A 19,123-nucleotide genomic window follows, 5' to 3' on the forward strand; every position below is an offset into this window, starting at 1 on the left:
TTTACTCCATCAAATACTTCTCCTGTTGATAATGTAGCTAAGTGATTGATTCCTAAATCAACTCCTACAAACTCTTGATTTTTCTGGGTTTGATTCGTTTCTATTTCTATTTTCCAAGAGATAAACCACTTGTCAGCTTGTTTACTGATGGTGACAGATTTCGGTTTATATCCTGTAGGGAGAATTTCATAAGTTTTTATCCAACCAATTACGGGTACTTTTACCTTTCTGTAGTCAATTTTTATGACACCATCTAAGGTAAAAGAATCATCTCTCCCTTTTTTCTTAAACTTAGGAAACCCTTTACTTTTTTTGAAGAAAGATTTAAAAGCATCTGACAAATATCTTAATGCGTATTGAGGGGCGCATTTAGACACTTCATAATACCAAGGATGGGTAGATTTAATGGCTGCTACTAACCATTTGTGTAAATCTATGGCTGTGGGAAATTTGATTTTGTCTTCTGGTTGCAGTTTGTTATGTAATAATACCTGTTGACAAAGTGCTAACCCTTGATTCCAAGCGTGTCTGGCTACTCCTGCGTGTTGCGCCAGTAGTAGTCGTTGTTGCTTGTTAACTTTGAGTTGGGTTTTGAATCCTAGTAGCATACAGTGATTTTACTGTAATTCTGTCACAAAGCAAAAGATGACAGGAAATTTTCAGTAAATGTGAGTATTTGTTAGTATTGGTTAAGAAAACATTAACTAGCTACTAACCCTAACTTTAGCGTTAAGCTTAGTTAGGGAAAAATTTTAGATGAATTATTGCGCTAGTTTACCGAAAATACTTGAAGTTTTGCGGTCCTGTATAACCAGTAATTTTGGCAAGTTCGTTTAAATTTTGTACACCACTATAGATTTGACCATTAATCACCCAAGAAGGGAAACCTTGAATTTTTGCAGCTTGACACAATGCTGGCTTACCTTTAGGACTGTCTGCTGCACACTCCACAGCTATATTATCGTCGATAATCTTATAAGCTTCTTTACCAAAGAGCAGCTTTTGTTCGTGGCAATGAGGACACCAATAAGCTACATATTCCTTAGCGCCTACTTTGACTAAATGTTCTGCTAAAGCAATTTCTGACTCTCCCGAAGTTGTAGTAATTTCCCAACCAAATGCAGGGTTAGGATTTTCCTTGGGAGCAAAGGCCGAAATTCGCTGAGGACCATCCGCATCTCCTACAGTGCCATCGGCATTAATACCAGAATAAACTCCCAAGGTGGCAATTAGCGTCACCATCCCGACAATAATAGCGGTAAAGAAGATTTGTCCGATATCTTCCCAATCACGTCCTAAAATCGTGAGGGTAAGCATACTCAAAGCAAACAAAGCCGAAGCGATGCAGTACCAACATAAAGCTTTGAGTTCAAATGCCAGGACATACATTAAATATGCACTAAATACAGTCATGGCGATCGCTCCCACCAACAGCAACCACCAAGTCAGCAATTCTATTTGTTTAGCGTTTTTGATCTTGTCTTTTTCCGCTGATTTTAATGCTAAGGGAGCTAAAGCCAATACGAACATACCCACGTATGCCAGCAAGCCAAACAAAGCTAAAGGTTGACCAAAAACAGTCCCCCAAGGGCTAGAAAGTACATCAGCACAACCTTTTACAGCTTCAGGAGTATTACAAAGAGGACTACCTCCGGTGAGCTTTTCAAAGGTGAGATAACCTGTATTCAGAATACCAAATCCGGCGATCGCCCCAATTAACGGACGCGACCATTTATGAATCCAAGGAGTAGAACGACGACGAATCATAATTGGTGATTGGTGATTGGTAATTGGTGATTGGTGATTGGTAATTGGTGATTGGTGATTGGTGATTGGTGATTGGTGATTGGTGATTGGTGATTGGTGATTGGTGATTGGTGATTGGGAAAATACAAATAATTTCCCCCTGCTCCCTGCTCCCTGCTCACCTGCTTCTTCCCAGTCCCCAGTCCCTAAGAATGTAACTTGACTGAGGAACTTGATTTAGTTTCACCTTTAGAATTCCAAGTGCGATGAGCAGCTTCCACAAATTGACTGACGCGAATTGGATCAATGGGTTGGGAAATTTGCCCGTGACGTTTTAAAGAACTGGAAACAATCACACCATCAGCAGCTTGCATTAGCGTACCCACATTTTCCCAATCAGCACCGCTACCGATAAAAACTGGTGTACCAGCAGCCGCACCACTAGCTAATTCTAGATCCTCTAAATTGGGAGGGCTACCAGTTGCCCAACCTGATAAAATTACCCCATCTGCTAAACCTCTTTCTATTGTGTCTTTCACAGCCACAGTCAGGTTAGGAGAACTTAAAGGACGGGCGTGTTTAACTAGCACATCAGCCAAAATTTTGACATCAGAACCTAATTCTCTACGATAGCGTAGTAATTCATGTGCCTCCCCTTCAATTAATCCTTGGTCAGTGGCCATTACCCCTGTGAGGACATTAACCCGGATAAATTGGGCTTTTACACAACTGGCGATCGCCATTGCACTTTTGCCATCATTTCTTAAAACATTTAAACCCACAGGTAAAGTTACTAAATTCTGTATCCGCTGTACTACCACCGTCATAGCACTGACAACAGCGGGATCAACTTGATTTTTAGTAAAAGGAGCATCAAAAAAATTTTCTACAATTAAGCCGTCTACCCCTCCACTGGCAAGGGCTGTAGCTTCTTGTTCAGCACGGTCAATTACCGCTTTCAGGCTACCTCCCCAACGGGCTGAGGTAGGTAAGGGTAGCAGATGAACTACGCCAATAATCGGTTTGCAAGTTTTGAATAGTTGATATAAGTCCACGTCTTTAATTTGAAGATGGCATTGTTCAGAGTTGAAAAATTAGTATTTAGCTATCAGTAATCAGTAATCAGCTAAATGATACCAATAACAAAGATTCAAAATTTTGAATTGGCTACAAATTACGCCAATACAAAAAAGCCAACTATTGCTCAAGTCCTGTCATTCTCTGTATTTCATCTCCAGACTGAAAGCTGAAAGCTGATAGCTGAAGGCTGATAGCTGATTGCTATACTGATATGCTTTGGCGTGTTATTCAGGATTTAATAAATCTCCTCATGCTGAAGATGTAAATTGTCGTTAAACCTTTCATAAGATATGTTAAGATAAAATATGGCTACAAGAGGAGTTTGCCACTCACAAGACGCAAGGCCGCTTCCCGTTGTTTAGGTTGATAGCTGTCAGTACATTACAGCACTAGCCTGAAGGTAGGGCAGCAATACTGCTTTATGGGCTTAGTCGCGTTAGCGATTTCCCGGAGGGTAGCGACTTCTCACCAACAGCCCTTTGGGCGGCTTCCCGATGGGTAAATTAACAACGCACACGCTGGGGTAATGTAAAATACCATTAAGCGAATCGTTAAAAAATATTAACAGTGTCTAAACTACCCAAAGACACCTAAATTTACCCTGGGAAACAAAATAACAAAGACATCATAGCATAACCACTATCATGAACCATGAATAGGGTTATATTTCAATGGGCACTTGCTGACAGTGGCGAATAGTCACTGTAAAATCCTAGTTATGGTGCGGGAAAAAGCACCTAGTTTAATGTTTGTAATGTTTGAAGAAAAGAGAAAAAAATTGAAGATTTTTTCAAAATATGGGTGACAAGCCAACGATTGCGATTTCACACCTGGGCTGCGAGAAAAACCGAATAGATACAGAACATATGTTAGGGCTGTTGGTAGAAGCAGGTTATGGTGTAGATTCAAATGAAGAGTTAGCAGATTATGTAATAGTAAATACCTGTAGTTTTATCGAAGCTGCCAGGGAAGAATCGGTAAGAACATTAGTAGAACTGGCAGAAGCCAATAAAAAAGTAGTGATTACTGGTTGCATGGCGCAACATTTTCAAGAACAATTATTGGAAGAGTTGCCAGAAGCAGTAGCGGTAGTTGGCACAGGAGATTATCACAAAATAGTCAATGTGATTGAGCGAGTAGAACAGGGAGAGCGAGTTAAACAAATTAGCTCCGAACCCACCTACATAGCTGATGAAACCACACCACGCTACAGGACAACAACCGAAGGAGTAGCATACCTGAGAGTTGCCGAAGGATGTGATTATCGTTGTGCATTTTGTATAATTCCTCATTTGAGAGGAAACCAGCGATCGCGTACAATTGAATCAATAGTAGCCGAAGCAGAGCAGCTGGCAGCGCAAGGGGTACAAGAGATAATTCTCATTTCCCAAATCACCACTAACTATGGATTAGATATTTACGGTAAACCAAAGTTAGCGGAACTCATTCGTGCCTTGGGGAAAGTAGATATACCCTGGGTGAGAATGCACTATGCTTATCCTACGGGACTAAGCCCAGATGTAATTGCGGCAATTCAAGAAACATCTAATTTCCTACCTTATCTAGATTTGCCGTTACAGCATTCTCATCCAGAGATACTTCGCGCCATGAATCGTCCTTGGCAGGGTAGAGTCAATGACGGAATTATTGAGCGCATCAAAACCGCCTTACCATCAGCAGTGCTGCGAACGACATTGATAGTTGGTTTTCCTGGAGAGACAGAGGAACATTTTCAGCATTTACTAGAGTTTACAGAACGACATGAATTTGATCATGTTGGTGTGTTCACCTTTTCTCCAGAAGAAGGAACACCAGCTTATAACCTACCCAATCAATTACCACAAGAATTGATGGTAGAACGACGCGATCAAATCATGGCATTACAACAACCTATTTCTCTCCGTAAAAATCAGGAGGAAGTCGGGAAAATAGTTGATGTCCTGATTGAGCAAGAAAACCCCGGAAGTGGAGAGTTAATTGGCCGTTCCGCCAGATTTTCCCCAGAAGTTGATGGTCAAGTCTATGTTACAGGCGAAGCCAGACTAGGAACAATCGTACCAGTCAAAATCACCAGTGCTGATGCCTACGACCTCTATGGTGAGGTGGTGAATGGTGATCGGTGACTGGGGACTGGGGACTGGGTAAGAAGCAGAGGAAAATTATTTGTATTTTTCCCAATCACCAATCACCAATCACCAATTACCCATTACCCATTACCTAACTTACAAAATATACCAATTCTCTAAAATTCGGCGACTGATTAAAGTCCTCAAACCCAGATTCGGTCGGACTGCCATAATTATAAATTATGAATTACGTATCCCTAACCGGACCGAAGGAAATATTACGAATTGGTATTAAGTATTCGGCTTACAAGTCCAAAATTCACAATAAAGAAAATCTAGGAGAATTAATGAATCTTACCTTTCAAGAACTAGGCATTTCCCAAGAGCGTGTTGAACAATTAGAAAAAATCGGCTTCACCGCACCTACCAACATTCAAATGCAAGCGATTCCCCAACTTTTGGCGGGTCGTGATGTAGTGGGTCAATCCCAAACAGGTACAGGGAAAACGGCTGCTTTTTCTTTGCCCATGTTGGAAAAATTGGATGTAAGTAAAAGAGCAGTACAAGCCTTAGTTTTAACACCGACTCGTGAATTGGCGATGCAGGTTCATGATGCCATTTCCCAGTTTATGGGTGATGATGGTTTGCGTGTTTTGGCTATCTATGGTGGTCAGTCTATTGACCGACAAATGATGCAGCTAAAACGTGGTGTTCATGTAGTTGTCGGTACACCAGGACGGGTAATAGACTTGTTGGAACGTGGTAGTTTAAAGCTCGACCAAGTGAAATGGTTTGTTTTAGATGAAGCCGATGAAATGTTGAGCATGGGTTTTATTGATGATGTCATCAAAATATTGTCCCAAGCTCCCGAAGATCGGCAAACGGCTTTATTCTCGGCAACTATGCCCCCATCTATTCGCCAGTTGGTGAATAAGTTTTTAAACTCTCCGGTGACTGTCACCGTTGAGCAACCAAAAGCTGCACCCAATAAAATCAACCAAGTAGCTTACCTAATTCCTCGACACTGGACAAAGGCTAAAGCTTTGCAACCTATTTTGGAAATGGAAGATCCAGACACAGCTTTAATCTTTGTCCGCACCAGACGCACAGCCGCAGAATTGACCAATCAATTGCAAGCTGCTGGTCACAGTGTAGATGAATATCATGGTGATTTATCCCAACAAGCACGGGAAAGATTATTAACTCGTTTCCGTAATGCCCAAGTACGCTGGGTGGTAGCTACTGATATTGCGGCACGGGGTTTAGATGTGGATCTGCTTTCCCACGTGATTAACTTTGACTTGCCTGATAGTGTAGAAACCTACCTGCACCGGATCGGCAGAACTGGTCGCGCTGGTAAAGAAGGTACTGCGATTTCTTTGGTACAACCATTTGAACGTCGTAAGCAACAGGCATTTGAACGCCATAACCGTCAAAGCTGGCAGGTGTTAACAATTCCTACCAGAGCGCAAATTGAAGCTCGACACATTCAGAAATTGAAAGATCAGGTTTCTGAAGCTTTAGCAGGTGAACGGTTGGCTTCATTCTTGCCCATTATTAGCGAATTGACTGAAAAATATGATGCTCAGGCGATCGCAGCAGCAGCTTTACAACTGGCTTACGATCAAACCCGTCCCGCTTGGTTGCAAAATGGTGTAGATGTTCCTGATGAAGAACCTACTCCCAAACCCAAACTCAACAAACGTCGTGATGGCGATCGCTCAGAACGCAATTTTGGCGGTGACTACAACGAGCGTTCTGGAGGTAATCGTGGACGTTCCTGGTCTAAGTCTGACAGAAATGGCGATGAAGGAAGGCCTACACCCAAACCCAAACTACGGAAGGAACGCCAAGAACGCTATGACCGTCATGAGTCTCCTGTTTTACCAGGTAATCAAAAACAGGTGTAGGTGATTGGTGATTGGGGACTGGTGATTGGTGATTGGTGATTGGTGACTGGGAAAATACAAATAATTTCTCCCTGCTCCCCATCTGCCCACCTCCCCATCACAGTTAATAAAGTTCAATTTTTCCAGGGTTGAGTAATTTGATCTATTTCGTCAAACTCATCCTTGGTCATGTTCCAACCTAAAGCGCCAACGTTCTGTTTTACTTGTTCGGGGTTTTTGACTCCCGCAATGGGTATCACGTTCCCCTGGGCAATTAACCAGTTAAGGGCTACTTGGGCAGGGGTACGATCATATTTATTACCGATTTTTTGCAATAAAGATAAAACTGGGGCAATTTTATTTAAACCATCTTGACTAAATCGCGGGTCTATGCTTCTAGCACCTGTGGGTTTATAAGAGGTGGTGTATTTGCCTGTTAATAATCCCTGAGCTAAGGGACTATAAGCTAATATTGTTACACCTAATTCACGGGCTGTCTGTAAAATCTCGTTGCTTTCAATTTGCCTTGTTAACAGAGAATAACGCACCTGGTTAACTGCTAGGGGTATTCCCCTTGCGGATAATATTTTGTGTACATTTCTCATTTCTGAGGCAGAATAATTACTGACACCTATTGCCCCAATTCTTCCCTTCTGTACCTCATCTGCTAAAGTGTTCATCAAAGTTTCTTGAGAGAGAAAGAATGTAAATGGCCAGTGAACTTGGTATAATTCTATTCTTTCTAATTGGAGACGTTTTAGACTTTCTGTTAACGCTTCAGAAACAGATTTTCCGTCCCAACGCCAAGGTAAAGGACCGAATTTAGTAGCAATTTGTACTTTTTGGGATGTTTGTTTGATGAACTTGCCTAAAAACTGTTCTGAAAGTCCTAAACCGTAAACTTCCGCAGTATCAAAGAAAGTGACACCTGCATCTACAGCAGTGGTAAAAGCTGCTTGCAGTTGTTCTTCTCCGTAATTATCCCCATAGTTCCAAAAAAGTTTATCACCCCAAGCCCAAGTTCCTAAACATAAAGGGGGAACGGTTAAGCCAGTTTTACCTAATGCGATCGCTTCCATTTTGCTAAAATAGATTTTAGTTACATTTCTTTACAGATTTAGTTTAACGTTTTATCTAAACTTGTTCAGGTGACTCCACAGTGGTTGAACATTTCGGTTTATCTTGATTAATGACAGGACTGACGCAAAACAGAACGAAAGTAGGGGTAATTCATGAATTACCCCTACGTAGGAATCAGATTTTTATTCCAATCTTGCATGAGTCCTAAATGAAATTAAATTCTGTAAACAATACAAAACAGTAGTTATGGCAGGTGATATTTTCGATACCCCAAAAGACTCCCTAACCGTACCCAAGGTCAACATACCGACTATGTTTAGGTTAGGGTTTTTTCAGATGGGGTTGAGTATGATGTCTATTTTGACTCTGGGGGTACTCAACCGAGTCATGATTCAAGAAATCGCCATTCCGGCGACAATAGTAGCTATAGTGTTAGCTATACCTGCTTTTGTCTCTCCGACGCGAATTTTATTTGGACAGATATCTGATGCTAAACCGTTGTTGGGTTATCATCGTACAGCTTATGTGTGGATCGGGGCGGCAATATTTGCGATCGCTGCTTTTTTAGCAGTACAAGTAATTTGGCAGTTAAACGCTATCAGTGGTGATAGTTGGGTGTGGACAACTCAAGCGATCGCTTGGACAGGAGTTTTAGGTTTAGTTTTTGCTATTTATGGTTTAGCAATTTGTGTTAGTGGTACTGCATTTGCCGCATTATTAGTAGATATTTCCGAAGAAGATAACCGTTCCCAAGTCGTTGGTATTGTCTGGTCAATGCTAATGGTTGGTATTGTTGTAGGAGCAATTGTTAGTTCTAGTTTATTAAAACAATTGGATGGAAATGCACCTTTAGAGACTTTACAATCTGCCATTAATAGATTATTTCTAATTGTTCCTAGTGTAGTATTTCTTTTCTCTATTATTTCTACTGTAGGTGTAGAAAAAAAATATTCTCGCTTTTATCAACGTTCCACACCAGGAAACCGAGAAGATAGCATTAGTTTAGGTGCAGCTTGGTCAATATTAACAGCTAGTCCGCAAACAGGTTTGTTTTTTACCTTTTTATTGGTAATGACAATTAGTTTATTTATGCAAGATCCAATTTTAGAACCTTATGCGGGTGAAGTGTTTAAAATGCCTTTGGCTGAAAGTACCAAACTTAATGTTTTTTATGGTACGGGAATTTTAATAGCTTATGGTGTAACTGGCTTTTTCATTGTGCCACGTATAGGTAAACGCAAAACAATTAAACTAGGCTGTATTTTAGTAGCTTTTTCCGCTTTATTATTAGGATTTTCCGGGTTTTCTGGTAATGCCAACTTTTTAAAATTTGGTTTAGTAATATTTGGTTTATCTACCGGTTTTGTCACCACTGGCGCAGTCAGTTTAATGTTAGATTTAACAGTAGCAGAAGCCGCAGGTACTTTTATCGGTGCATGGGGATTAGCACAATCTATATCTAGAGGAATAGCTGTAGTCATTGGTGGTACTGTTTTAGATATTGGTCGCAATTTGTTTACCAATAATTTACCATTAGCTTATGGTATGGTTTTTGTTTTAGAAGCTTTGGGAATGATCATTTCTCTGTGGTTTTTAAACCGGGTAAATGTGACAGAATTTCAAACCAATACTAAACAAGCTTTAGCTTCGGTTTTAGAAAGTGATTTAGATTAGGTGATTGGTGACTGGTGACTGGTGATTAGGTATAATTAGCCAATGACTAATGACCAATAAATAATTACGAATTACGAATTAACAATGAATGATTTTTGGAACACGATTTTAGATTTTTCCCAAACTATTACAACCAGAGTGGGAAAACAATTAATGCAGGATTTTGGTAAAGTTCAAGCATCTCAAAAAGCTGATGGAACTTTAGTTACTCAAGCTGATAAATGGGCAGATCAAGAAATTAGAGATGCTATAGCTTCTACTTTCTCAGGTTACGGAATTTTAAGTGAAGAAAGTGATAAAACTTTTCCTGATACAGAATGGTGTTGGGTAATTGATCCTTTGGATGGGACAACAAATTTTACCAGGGGTATTCCTATCTGGGCAATTTCTTTAGGTTTACTTTATCAAGGTACGCCCATTTTCGGTTATGTTCATGTACCACCATTAAATCAAACCTTTCATGGTTTTTGGGCTGGTTCATCAGGGTTACAAACGCCAACAGGAGCATTTTTAAATAACCACCCCATTCATACCAGTAAGGATGATCCGAGTGGAAATCATTTTTTTAATCTTTGTTCTCGCAGTACGGGAATTATTCAACCGGGTTTTCCTTGTAAGTTGCGGATGTTGGGAGTTGCAAGTTACAACTTTTTAACTGTTGCGACTGGTGCAGTTTTGGGAGGTGTGGAAGCGACTCCCAAAGTTTGGGATATTGCAGGTGCTTGGGTAATTTTACAAGCTGCTGGTGGTTGTTGGATATCTTTGAAAGATCAACCTTTTCCATTAATAGCAGGTGTTGATTATAGCGATCGCTCTTTTCCGACAATGGTTGTCAGTGATTCAAAAATTGAATCTGTGTTTACACCATTTCTTAAAGGTGTTAAATTGTAGTATTAGCAGGACTTACGCAACACAAAACGAAAGTAGGGGTAATTCATGAATTACCCCTACATAAGAATCAGATTTTTAGTTAAATTTTACCTAAGTTCTAATCAGAAATAACGAACCACAGAGACACAGAGAACACAGAGAAATGAAGATTTGAAATAATAAAATAAAAAAGGTAGGTGCTATGGCTAAAATGAAAATTCTGCAAGAAGATCAATCTTATACTTTTCGGTCTTATTTTGAGTTACCTTATGAAGCAGATGATATTTTAGCTGAATTTAATTACTCTCTAATTAAAAAGCACCTATCTTTACCACAAACCAAGCAGGAATTTCAAGAATTACCAGCACTCAAACAAAGAATAGATGATATTTTACCTTTTGTTAGTTTGAGTAATGAAACTGCAAGAAGGGAAACTTTAGTATCTCCAATTTTATTAGAGGTAATTCGTTATTGTCATTGTCAAATGCGAATTGAATACCCTCTTGCTATTAATAATCAACTCAAGGGGAATCTTGATTATCTTTTACGGTTAAATAATAATTTCTTGGTTATCGAAGCTAAAAATGATGATTTGACTAGAGGTTTTACACAATTAGCTGTGGAATTAATTGCATTATCTCACATTCAGGAAAAGAGTATTTTGTATGGTGCTGTGACTATTGGTAATGTTTGGCAATTTGGTAAAATTGATAGTAGTCAACAACAAATAACCCAAGATATTAATTTGTTTAAAGTTCCTGGAGATGTAGATATTTTGGTTAGTTCAATTATCGGTATTTTACAAGAAATAAATAACTAATCACCATTTACCAATCACCCATTACCAATTACCTATTACCAAATTATGAAAGCACTTTGGTTAGAAAATAAAGAATTACAATTAAAAACGGATATTCCCATTCCCCAACCCCCAAAGGGAGAAGCTTTAGTAAAGGTTGTACGTGCAGGTATTTGTAACACTGACTTAGAATTACTCAAAGGTTATTATCCCTATGCAGGTATTTTAGGTCATGAATTTGTAGGAATTGTAGAAAAAGGTTCAGAACATTTAATAAATAAAAGAGTTGTTGGTGAAATAAACGCTGCTTGTGGTTATTGTCGGTTTTGTCTGCGGGGAGAACCTACCCACTGTGAAAATCGCACGGTTTTAGGTATTGTTAATCGTAATGGTGCTTTTGCTGAATATCTGTGTTTACCTGAAAAAAACCTGCATCTTGTCCCAGAAAATGTTTCTACAGATGCAGCAACTTTTACTGAACCTATTGCAGCAGCTTTAGAAATTCAAGAACAGGTAAAAATCATTCCAGATGATAGAGTTTTAGTTGTAGGAGATGGAAAATTAGGACAATTAATAGCGCAAACTTTAGCGTTAACTGGTTGTGATTTATTAGTAGTAGGAAGACACAAAGATAAATTAGCAAACTTGGAAAATAGAGGAATAAAAACAGGTTTAGTTGATGATATAAAAGATAGAAGTTTTGATATTTCTGTAGATTGTACAGGAAATCCTGAAGGTTTTGCTACTGCACGTCGCGCTTTACGTCCTAGAGGTAAGCTAGTTTTAAAAAGTACCTACGCTGGTGATTTAAGTGTGGATATGTCCTCCTTAGTGGTAGATGAAATTACCCTGATAGGTTCTCGTTGTGGTCCCTTTTCTCCAGCATTGGAATTATTAGCAAAAAATCAGATAGATGTTACATATTTGATTCAAGCAAATTATCCCTTGAGTGAAGGTTTAGCTGCTTTTGCAAAAGCACAAACTAAGGGAGTTTTAAAGGTGTTGTTAGAGATGAATTAGTTGATAATTGATAATTGATAATTGACAATTGATAATTATGTTGTTCAAGTTTTAAATCGTCAATTATCCAATGTTAATTTTCTATTAGACCTCTCCGAAAAAGAATGTAGAGACGTTGCATACAAAGTCTCTACAAGGGTTCTGGAAACCGCATATTTAATTTCTGGAGATGTCTATTGTTGAAGGAAAATCTCACATTGATTCTGCACCTTTGGTAACTAAACGTTTAAATAAAGCTGCTGACGAACCAGTTTCTCTTAATACAGCAGTTGTTGCAACATCTATATATGATTGTTCAATAAATGCTAGGTCAATCATGCAAATTTTACCTAAAGCATCTTTTAATTCCTCGGATTTTTCTTGTGCTTTGAGTTTTTTTCCATCCTTTAAACTTTATCAAGTTATCCAATAAATACGTACAAATACGTACTTTACAAACAGATAGGTTTTTAAGTAACCTTTACTGTCTGGTTGTAATTTATCTGGTTGTAATTTAACTGACAAAGTTGAGGAAGTTGTGAAAATGGTAAAAATTGTTACAAATATTTTTAGTGTATCTGGGAAAAATAACCTGCTGATTGTCTAATATTTTTCAGAATCAAAATTTTTATGGGGTTGATGATCTTTACAACCTATTGCTTCTTCTGTATTCGCAATATAAGGATTTACAGTACATTTAAGACGATAATTATTAGTAAAAAATTGGCAATTATGGCAGGGAATTTGGTGCATTTTTTTGGCAGTTTTCACGGTGTCTTTGGTCGCTGTCCATAAATTCAGAAACACTATAATTATGGTTGTCCAAGCGACGACAAAACAAATGGGAATTAAAAATGGCTGTATCCCATGAATGAGAAAAGATACAAAATTTAACATGGCAATAGTCAATACAAGTGAGGAGTTAGGAACTAATATAACTCCTAACTCCTTATTGATCACTTCTTGCTAAAGATATATTACAAAGTGTAAATCTAGTAAGCGTGTCATAATGGATGATATAGGTTAAAATCATAATTCTATTTTTCATTACAAATGGCAATATTCTTGACCCCAAGTTAAACTATTAAAATTTGAATTAATATCTTCAACACATTGAAAGAAATCAACTTCTTTGCTTGGCAAAATTCCAATAGTATACAATTCACCACTATTACTTCTGCCGAATGCAATTGCGCTAATGGAAGGACATTTTTTAATTATTCTACGAGATATTGTTCTTATTAATTGAGGTGAATTAAAAATTGAATCAACAGAACTTCCAGACATAGATATTAAATAATAATAGGGTCTATTTTGTGGTGATATTCCATAAGTATCTGTTGCTTTTTTTAGCTCAATGCTCAACAATAAATCTCGTTGATGTTGTAAGTCTTTCATTGAGTGAAATACTACATCTTCACAGCTATTTCCATATTTGTTTTCTGTTATTTCTGGTTGCAATGCAGGTGTTAGTGTATCGAAAGATTCTGCACCTGAATCCGTATTTATAGGAGTAATAGGTACAACTGGAATTGGGATCGAATTATGATTAGGAATATTATATTTAATTGATGGCGTAGGTGGTAACGGCGTTATCAACGGATCGTAATAAATACTTCTGGATATCGGATTACTTCTATAGTGTGGTCTAACGTATGTTCCGTCTTTACGGTAATATCCGCGAACATATCCAGCATTAGATGGAAACTCTATTAAACTTGTGAAAATGGGGCTTAGTGCTAATATAAATAGAATTCTGCGTAACATTTGTTTCTCTTAGATTAGTTTTTGAATGGAGCATTTTTCCAACATATCCCCGACATCTTTGACGAGTCGAGGATATCTACTGAAAATAACCGTTAAATTCCTGCGTGTCCTAATGCTAAACCTGTAACTAGCATTCCGAATACTAGAAAAGGTTGGGCGCTGGCTTGGTATTTTACATCATTTGCTATAGGATCACGTAAGAAATACATATCCTGAAAAGTGATTTGGGGAATGATTAATAATACCAAAATTGCGGCGTACAAGTTCTCATGGATGCTGACGAGATAACCTGCAACTAAACCTTGGAATAAGTCAATCATGATTACACAAATTAACGCGGCAGTTTGGACACCAAACATAACTGGTAATGATTTTAAACCAAGTTGGCGATCGCCTTCTACACTTTTGAAATCATTAACAACCGCAATTCCCAAACCTGCCAAACTATAAAATAAGGTGAGAACTACAATTTTCCAATTTAACTCACCAAATAAAGCATGACCCGCCCACCAAGGTAATGCAATATAACTTGCACCTAAAGCATAATTTCCTAACCAACCATTTTGTTTTAATTTTAATGGTGGTGCAGAATAAATGTAGGCAATAAAAGAACCAAAAACCGACAATCCTAAAATATTAGGAAATGGATGACCTGCCCATAAATCTAAAGTGTAGGCTACACCATATCCTAATAATAGTAAAAGCACAAATTGGGTAACTACTTGTTTTTCGGAAATTGCCCCCGATGGAATAGGGCGGTAAGGTTCATTAATAGCGTCTATTTCCCGATCATAATAATCATTAATGGTTTGGGTATAACCAGTTAATAATGGACCAGAAAGCAACATACAAAGGGCTGCTTTTAGGACATTTTCCAAAGTCCAAGTATAGTTACCGGAAGACGCTGCACCACAAACAACACCCCAAATTAAGGGAATCCAGGTAATAGGTTTCATCAACTGTAAACGAATTTTCCAGATTGATGTTTCTCCTGGTGCTGCACCTTTCATTCCCAAAAGTTGACGAGTTTTCGCATTACGATCTTCTTTATTTGTAGCTTCCTGAATTGTTGTTTCTACAACCTCAGTTGGTTGAGAATTTTGATTTATCGGAGTTGATTCAGACATAAGATGTAATGGGTGATTGGTGATTGGTGATTGGTGATTGGTGATTGGTGATTGGTGATTGGTGATTGGGAAGAAGAAGAGTTATTACCCAGTCCCTAGTCACCAGTCCCCAGTCACCAGTCCCTAAAAAGAAATAATCAAATAACTATTTTGAAACTTTGCCCCGGTAACAGGTTTACCACTGAGGGCAGGGGGTAAGAAGATATTACGGCGATGATCTCCGGCTTCTATTGTGACTTCTGGACCCGATTGAGTGAGTTTGACTTGTTTTTTGTCAAAACCTGGTAAAAATAGCCGTACTTGGCGATTATGTACGTCTATTTCAATTGGTTTGGGTGCTTTTAATGCTTGCTCGACAAAGTTAGGTAAAGCATCTATCAAAGGTTGCCATTCACTGTTGGATACATCAGGAACTATGCTGATAGGTAGGGGTGAAAATTCTGCTGATAGATTGGTGCTTTGATCAGCAGATACTAAAATTGCGCCACCAATAGTTAAACCAACTTGTTGGGCAGTACCCCAAAGATAACGGGAACTGACCACATCTATGGGATCTGGGGTTGTGACTAAAAATGCGGCAACTCGCTGAGGATCACCTAAAGCTGCTTTACCTTGATCAAGAAAATTATTAACTTGGTTAGTGGGTAGGGAGAAGTTATCAGCCGTCCAGTTAACATTAAATAAACTGGTAATCAGGGGTTGAATGAGGGGTGATTCAGAAATTGCTTTACCTAGATCGGAGTTGGCAAACAATTGTCTAAATCTTCGCACGTACCAGCTAAGAGATTCGGGCATTCCCAACATCCGCAAGGTGGCAGCGTCTCCAGCACCATCATAGATAATCGCGTCATATTTGCCACTGGCATCATATTCACGAATCGCATTGAGGGCGAGGGCGTTATCCATGCCTGGTAACACTACCAGTTCTTGTCCATAGACCTCTTTTAAAATTGGTGTACGGAGATATTGCGCTTCTAGTTTTTTTACTTCTTCCCAGTTGCGTTCTAGCAGTACAGATGCTTGAAACTGTACTGCTTGCAAGTTGGGAGCGATTTCTTGGGGGTCAGGAGAGAGAGTAGTTTCCAGTAAAATTGGCAACGTTGGTTCTGCTAATCCTGCTAAAAGTACCCGTTTGCCTTGGCTTGCCAATAGCTTGGCTGCGGCGATCGCAATTTTACTGCGAGCGATGCCGTTTTTGCCTAAAAATGTCAGTATCAAGGCCATTACGTGATTTCCAATTACCGCCTATTTGTTCAACTCCAACTTAGCACTTAAATAAAACAGCTAATCTACCTATATGGCTTTAATTTCATCCTCAAAGAACCAAGTGGAGGTATTGTCATCAAATTTGACTACAACACCAATACCAGCACCATCTGTAACTTTGTAACCTTCTATCACACCTACTTTACCTAGTTTTTGAGCGATAGGAGCAGATACGCGATCGCGCAAACGAACTACTTTAACCTTTTGTCCGATTTCCATGTCTAGTTAGAATCCAATAATCCAAATCTCAGTGTACCGGAATCTGCGACTTAGTTGGCAGTTAAGCTTTCAGAAATGTTACTTTGATAGTTATCTGATTTAACATTTGTGTATGTTTAAATATATTTATTTATTTTATACTTCAACCATATATATATAATCATGTTATAAATTCTAGATAAATCCTAAAATGAGTGACAATAAAATTACCCAATTACCGTGAAAACAGATACCATTTTCTATAGCTTATTTCAAGAATTTCCGAGCATTTTCTTTGAATTAATTAACAAATCTCCCACAGAAGCAGTTGCTTATGAATTTACATCCCGTGAAGTCAAACAACTAGCTTTTCGGTTGGATGGATTATTTTTACCAACTACCAAAGATGCCAAAAAACCATTTTATGTAGTGGAAGTACAATTTCAACCAGACGATGATTTATATTATCGGCTATTTGCAGAACTTTGCCTCTACTTAAAACAATACAAACCGCCCCATCCTTGGCAGGTTGTCATTATCTATCCTAGTCGTACCATAGAAAGAGAACAGCCTGTACAATTTGGTGAAATCTTGCTATTGGAGCGAGTCAAACGCATTTACTTAGATGAGTTAGGAGAAACTTCTTTAGGGGTAGGAGTTGTTAAACTAGTAATAGAAACAGAACAGACAGCACCAGAATTAGCAAAACAGTTAATTGCCCAAGCCAACCAACAAATTAATGATACCACCAGTAAACGGGATCTGATCAAACTAATTGAGACAATTATCGTCTATAAATTACCCCAAAAAAGCCGCGAGGAGATAGAAGCCATGTTAGGGTTAAGTGATTTAAAACAAACCAGAGTTTATCAAGAAGCATTAGCAGAGGGAAGACAGGAAGGTAAACAAGAAGGGATAACGGAAGCAACCAAAAAATTAGCTTTAAAGTTATTAAGAATTGGCATGAGTTTAGAGCAAATTGCTGAAGTTACAGAATTATCTTTGGCACAAGTTCAAGATTTAGAACGAGAACTTTAAGAGTTTTACTGCTTACTAAATAATTAATTTTCTGAGGGTGTATTCAATGAATACGCCCTGATGAGGTAATAAAAAATGTATCAAAATCATCCACCTTCACCCAAAGAAACCATGCCCACAATGTATGATTTACCTAGTGAATTAATAGGAGAATCAGGGTTGCCGGACGAATTTCATTGTATACAAGCGGATTTACTGACAGAAACTTGTCAACCGACCAATTATCAAACCTCAGAAATTTTACTAGCTAGTGACTTAAATCTATATTATGATCCACGTCATCCTAGTTGGTATAAACGCCCTGATTGGTATATGGTACTGGGAGTTACCAATACTAAACAACAGGAAGATTTACGTTTAAGTTATGTAGTTTGGCAAGAAGGAATTGATCCGTTTTTGGTAGTAGAATTACTCTCACCAGGAACAGAACAAGAAGACTTAGGACAAACTCTCAGAGAAGTGAATAAACCGCCCACAAAATGGGAAGTATATCAACAAATTTTGCGTATCCCTTACTATGTGATTTATGATAGGTATGAAAATAATTTCCGTAGTTTTAAACTCAATGGTACTCGATATGAACCTGTCAATTTATCAGATAACCATTTTTGGTTAGAAGAAATAAAAATGGGTTTAGGTTTATGGCAAGGAAATTATCAAAATACAGAGGGTTTATGGTTACGTTGGTATAACAATAATGGTTGGTTGCCAACATTAGCAGAAAAAGCAGAAAACGAACGTCAACGGGCAGAGAGTGAACATTTAAGGGCAGATAAACTAGCAGCAAAATTGCGTGATTTAGGAATAGATCCTGATAGTTTAGTAAATTAGGAAAAAACTATGACTACAACTGTAAAATTAACTGATTTCAAGATTGAATATCCTAGTAGTGATGGTGAACCAGTGGCAGAAACTTATATACATCTCTATGCAATTTTAACAACCTTAGAAGTTCTCAAACAATACCTTACAGGTAGACAAGCAACGGTACTGGCAAATCAATTTTTATATTATGCCCAAGGTTTTCCCAAATTAAGAATAGCACCAGATGTCATGATCATTTTTGATGTGCCTTCTGGTGGTAGAGATAACTATAAAATTTGGCAAGAAGGACAAGTTCCTCAAGTAGTTTTTGAAATGACAAGTGCAGGAACTCAAAAACAAGATCAAGAATACAAGAAATTATTGTATGAACAATTAGGAATTTTAGAATATTGGTTATTTGATCCCAAGGGAGAATGGATAAATCAAAAATTACAAGGTTATCGTTTACAGGATGAGATTTATCAACCCATTACAGATAATTTATGTCAACCTTTGGGTTTGCGTTTAGAAGTAGAAGGGGAACTTTTAAGATTTTACCGTTTAGATACAGGGGATAAATTACTGATACCAACAGAACTTGCTGAACAGGCAGAAAATGAACGTAAACGGGCAGAAAGTGAACGCCAACGGGCAGATAAATTAGCAGAAAAATTGCGCTCTTTGGGAATAGATCCTGATACCTTATAATCAACGAACAAT

20 protein-coding genes are annotated in these 19,123 nt (G+C 38.3%); 9 read left to right on the forward strand and 11 right to left on the reverse strand.

The features are described 5' to 3' along the window. The 4 genes from H6F45_RS26550 to btpA all read right to left on the reverse strand — a co-directional run. Window positions 1-608: RNA-guided endonuclease TnpB family protein (locus H6F45_RS26550; RefSeq protein ID WP_190347430.1), on the reverse strand; the 608-nt coding region annotated here is incomplete at its 3' end. Window positions 609-774: 166 nt separating this feature from the next. Next, window positions 775-1,767 (reverse strand): vitamin K epoxide reductase family protein, encoded by a 993-nt coding sequence (locus H6F45_RS13575; RefSeq protein WP_190347431.1) that lies wholly within the window; start codon window positions 1,765-1,767, stop codon window positions 775-777. Continuing rightward, window positions 1,764-1,928, reverse strand: a complete 165-nt coding sequence (locus tag H6F45_RS13580; protein ID WP_190347468.1) for a hypothetical protein — start codon at window positions 1,926-1,928, stop codon at window positions 1,764-1,766. The genes H6F45_RS13575 and H6F45_RS13580 overlap by 4 nt, the downstream gene beginning before the upstream one ends. A gap of 24 nt (window positions 1,929-1,952) precedes the next feature. Beyond that, window positions 1,953-2,801, reverse strand: a complete 849-nt coding sequence (gene btpA / locus H6F45_RS13585) for a photosystem I biogenesis protein BtpA (RefSeq protein WP_096567886.1) — start codon at window positions 2,799-2,801, stop codon at window positions 1,953-1,955. Window positions 2,802-3,623: 822 nt separating this feature from the next. Here btpA and rimO point away from each other — a divergent pair. Then, on the forward strand, window positions 3,624-4,949 hold the full coding sequence (gene rimO, locus H6F45_RS13590) for a 30S ribosomal protein S12 methylthiotransferase RimO (protein ID WP_187038296.1): 1,326 nt from the start codon (window positions 3,624-3,626) through the stop codon (window positions 4,947-4,949). Between the two features lie 290 nt (window positions 4,950-5,239). Continuing rightward, window positions 5,240-6,802 (forward strand): DEAD/DEAH box helicase, encoded by a 1,563-nt coding sequence (locus H6F45_RS13595; RefSeq protein WP_096572669.1) that lies wholly within the window; start codon window positions 5,240-5,242, stop codon window positions 6,800-6,802. Window positions 6,803-6,915: 113 nt separating this feature from the next. On the opposite strand, the gene H6F45_RS13600 is transcribed toward H6F45_RS13595, so the two are convergent. Then, window positions 6,916-7,860, reverse strand: a complete 945-nt coding sequence (locus H6F45_RS13600) for an aldo/keto reductase (protein WP_096567890.1) — start codon at window positions 7,858-7,860, stop codon at window positions 6,916-6,918. Between the two features lie 247 nt (window positions 7,861-8,107). Here H6F45_RS13600 and H6F45_RS13605 point away from each other — a divergent pair, with 247 nt between their 5' ends. From H6F45_RS13605 to H6F45_RS13620, 4 genes are all read left to right on the forward strand, one after another. Continuing rightward, entirely contained in the window at window positions 8,108-9,535 is a 1,428-nt protein-coding gene (locus tag H6F45_RS13605; protein WP_190347432.1) for a BCD family MFS transporter, read from the forward strand. Between the two features lie 84 nt (window positions 9,536-9,619). Then, window positions 9,620-10,426, forward strand: a complete 807-nt coding sequence (locus tag H6F45_RS13610; RefSeq protein WP_137667690.1) for an inositol monophosphatase family protein — start codon at window positions 9,620-9,622, stop codon at window positions 10,424-10,426. Between the two features lie 181 nt (window positions 10,427-10,607). Beyond that, window positions 10,608-11,225: a hypothetical protein gene (locus H6F45_RS13615; RefSeq protein ID WP_137667689.1), complete on the forward strand. Its 618-nt coding sequence runs from the start codon at window positions 10,608-10,610 to the stop codon at window positions 11,223-11,225. A gap of 45 nt (window positions 11,226-11,270) precedes the next feature. Beyond that, on the forward strand, window positions 11,271-12,224 hold the full coding sequence (locus H6F45_RS13620) for an alcohol dehydrogenase catalytic domain-containing protein (RefSeq protein ID WP_190347433.1): 954 nt from the start codon (window positions 11,271-11,273) through the stop codon (window positions 12,222-12,224). 192 nt (window positions 12,225-12,416) lie between these two features. Here H6F45_RS13620 and H6F45_RS26555 read toward each other — a convergent pair whose 3' ends face one another. The 6 genes from H6F45_RS26555 to H6F45_RS13645 form a co-directional block, all read right to left on the reverse strand. Then, window positions 12,417-12,542: a hypothetical protein gene (locus tag H6F45_RS26555; protein ID WP_307722522.1), complete on the reverse strand. Its 126-nt coding sequence runs from the start codon at window positions 12,540-12,542 to the stop codon at window positions 12,417-12,419. Between the two features lie 264 nt (window positions 12,543-12,806). Continuing rightward, window positions 12,807-13,100 (reverse strand): hypothetical protein, encoded by a 294-nt coding sequence (locus H6F45_RS13625; protein ID WP_190347466.1) that lies wholly within the window; start codon window positions 13,098-13,100, stop codon window positions 12,807-12,809. A gap of 150 nt (window positions 13,101-13,250) precedes the next feature. After that, complete coding sequence (locus tag H6F45_RS13630) at window positions 13,251-13,970, reverse strand: hypothetical protein (RefSeq protein WP_190347434.1); 720 nt, start codon at window positions 13,968-13,970, stop codon at window positions 13,251-13,253. Between the two features lie 92 nt (window positions 13,971-14,062). Then, window positions 14,063-15,097: a chlorophyll synthase ChlG gene (gene chlG / locus H6F45_RS13635; protein WP_190347435.1), complete on the reverse strand. Its 1,035-nt coding sequence runs from the start codon at window positions 15,095-15,097 to the stop codon at window positions 14,063-14,065. A gap of 123 nt (window positions 15,098-15,220) precedes the next feature. Beyond that, window positions 15,221-16,321: an ArsA family ATPase gene (locus tag H6F45_RS13640; protein WP_096567902.1), complete on the reverse strand. Its 1,101-nt coding sequence runs from the start codon at window positions 16,319-16,321 to the stop codon at window positions 15,221-15,223. Window positions 16,322-16,390: 69 nt separating this feature from the next. Further along, window positions 16,391-16,582, reverse strand: coding sequence for a DUF2862 domain-containing protein (locus tag H6F45_RS13645; protein ID WP_096567904.1), 192 nt, complete (start codon window positions 16,580-16,582; stop codon window positions 16,391-16,393). Between the two features lie 219 nt (window positions 16,583-16,801). On the opposite strand from H6F45_RS13645, the gene H6F45_RS13650 reads away from it, so the two are divergent. The 3 genes from H6F45_RS13650 to H6F45_RS13660 all read left to right on the forward strand — a co-directional run bounded on the left by H6F45_RS13650 (window position 16,802) and on the right by H6F45_RS13660 (window position 19,111). Next, entirely contained in the window at window positions 16,802-17,599 is a 798-nt protein-coding gene (locus H6F45_RS13650; protein ID WP_190347436.1) for an Rpn family recombination-promoting nuclease/putative transposase, read from the forward strand. A gap of 75 nt (window positions 17,600-17,674) precedes the next feature. Beyond that, window positions 17,675-18,430: a Uma2 family endonuclease gene (locus tag H6F45_RS13655; protein WP_190347437.1), complete on the forward strand. Its 756-nt coding sequence runs from the start codon at window positions 17,675-17,677 to the stop codon at window positions 18,428-18,430. 9 nt (window positions 18,431-18,439) lie between these two features. Beyond that, window positions 18,440-19,111: a Uma2 family endonuclease gene (locus tag H6F45_RS13660; RefSeq protein WP_190347438.1), complete on the forward strand. Its 672-nt coding sequence runs from the start codon at window positions 18,440-18,442 to the stop codon at window positions 19,109-19,111. The last annotated feature ends 12 nt before the right edge of the window (window positions 19,112-19,123 follow it).

Origin of the sequence: Sphaerospermopsis sp. FACHB-1194 (genome assembly GCF_014696235.1) — a bacterium.
GTDB lineage: Bacteria > Cyanobacteriota > Cyanobacteriia > Cyanobacteriales > Nostocaceae > Sphaerospermopsis > Sphaerospermopsis kisseleviana.

Bases quoted from the DNA above. Each gene is read 5' to 3' on its own strand.
- H6F45_RS13575 (WP_190347431.1), bottom strand. From the start codon at position 1,767: ATGATTCGTCGTCGTTCTACTCCTTGGATTCATAAATGGTCGCGTCCG.
- rimO (WP_187038296.1), top strand. From the start codon at position 3,624: ATGGGTGACAAGCCAACGATTGCGATTTCACACCTGGGCTGCGAGAAA.
- H6F45_RS13595 (WP_096572669.1), top strand. From the start codon at position 5,240: ATGAATCTTACCTTTCAAGAACTAGGCATTTCCCAAGAGCGTGTTGAA.
- H6F45_RS13600 (WP_096567890.1), bottom strand. From the start codon at position 7,860: ATGGAAGCGATCGCATTAGGTAAAACTGGCTTAACCGTTCCCCCTTTA.
- H6F45_RS13605 (WP_190347432.1), top strand. From the start codon at position 8,108: ATGGCAGGTGATATTTTCGATACCCCAAAAGACTCCCTAACCGTACCC.
- H6F45_RS13610 (WP_137667690.1), top strand. From the start codon at position 9,620: ATGAATGATTTTTGGAACACGATTTTAGATTTTTCCCAAACTATTACA.
- H6F45_RS13615 (WP_137667689.1), top strand. From the start codon at position 10,608: ATGGCTAAAATGAAAATTCTGCAAGAAGATCAATCTTATACTTTTCGG.
- H6F45_RS13620 (WP_190347433.1), top strand. From the start codon at position 11,271: ATGAAAGCACTTTGGTTAGAAAATAAAGAATTACAATTAAAAACGGAT.
- H6F45_RS26555 (WP_307722522.1), bottom strand. From the start codon at position 12,542: ATGATTGACCTAGCATTTATTGAACAATCATATATAGATGTTGCAACA.
- H6F45_RS13625 (WP_190347466.1), bottom strand. From the start codon at position 13,100: ATGTTAAATTTTGTATCTTTTCTCATTCATGGGATACAGCCATTTTTA.
- H6F45_RS13630 (WP_190347434.1), bottom strand. From the start codon at position 13,970: ATGTTACGCAGAATTCTATTTATATTAGCACTAAGCCCCATTTTCACA.
- chlG (WP_190347435.1), bottom strand. From the start codon at position 15,097: ATGTCTGAATCAACTCCGATAAATCAAAATTCTCAACCAACTGAGGTT.
- H6F45_RS13640 (WP_096567902.1), bottom strand. From the start codon at position 16,321: ATGGCCTTGATACTGACATTTTTAGGCAAAAACGGCATCGCTCGCAGT.
- H6F45_RS13645 (WP_096567904.1), bottom strand. From the start codon at position 16,582: ATGGAAATCGGACAAAAGGTTAAAGTAGTTCGTTTGCGCGATCGCGTA.
- H6F45_RS13655 (WP_190347437.1), top strand. From the start codon at position 17,675: ATGTATCAAAATCATCCACCTTCACCCAAAGAAACCATGCCCACAATG.
- H6F45_RS13660 (WP_190347438.1), top strand. From the start codon at position 18,440: ATGACTACAACTGTAAAATTAACTGATTTCAAGATTGAATATCCTAGT.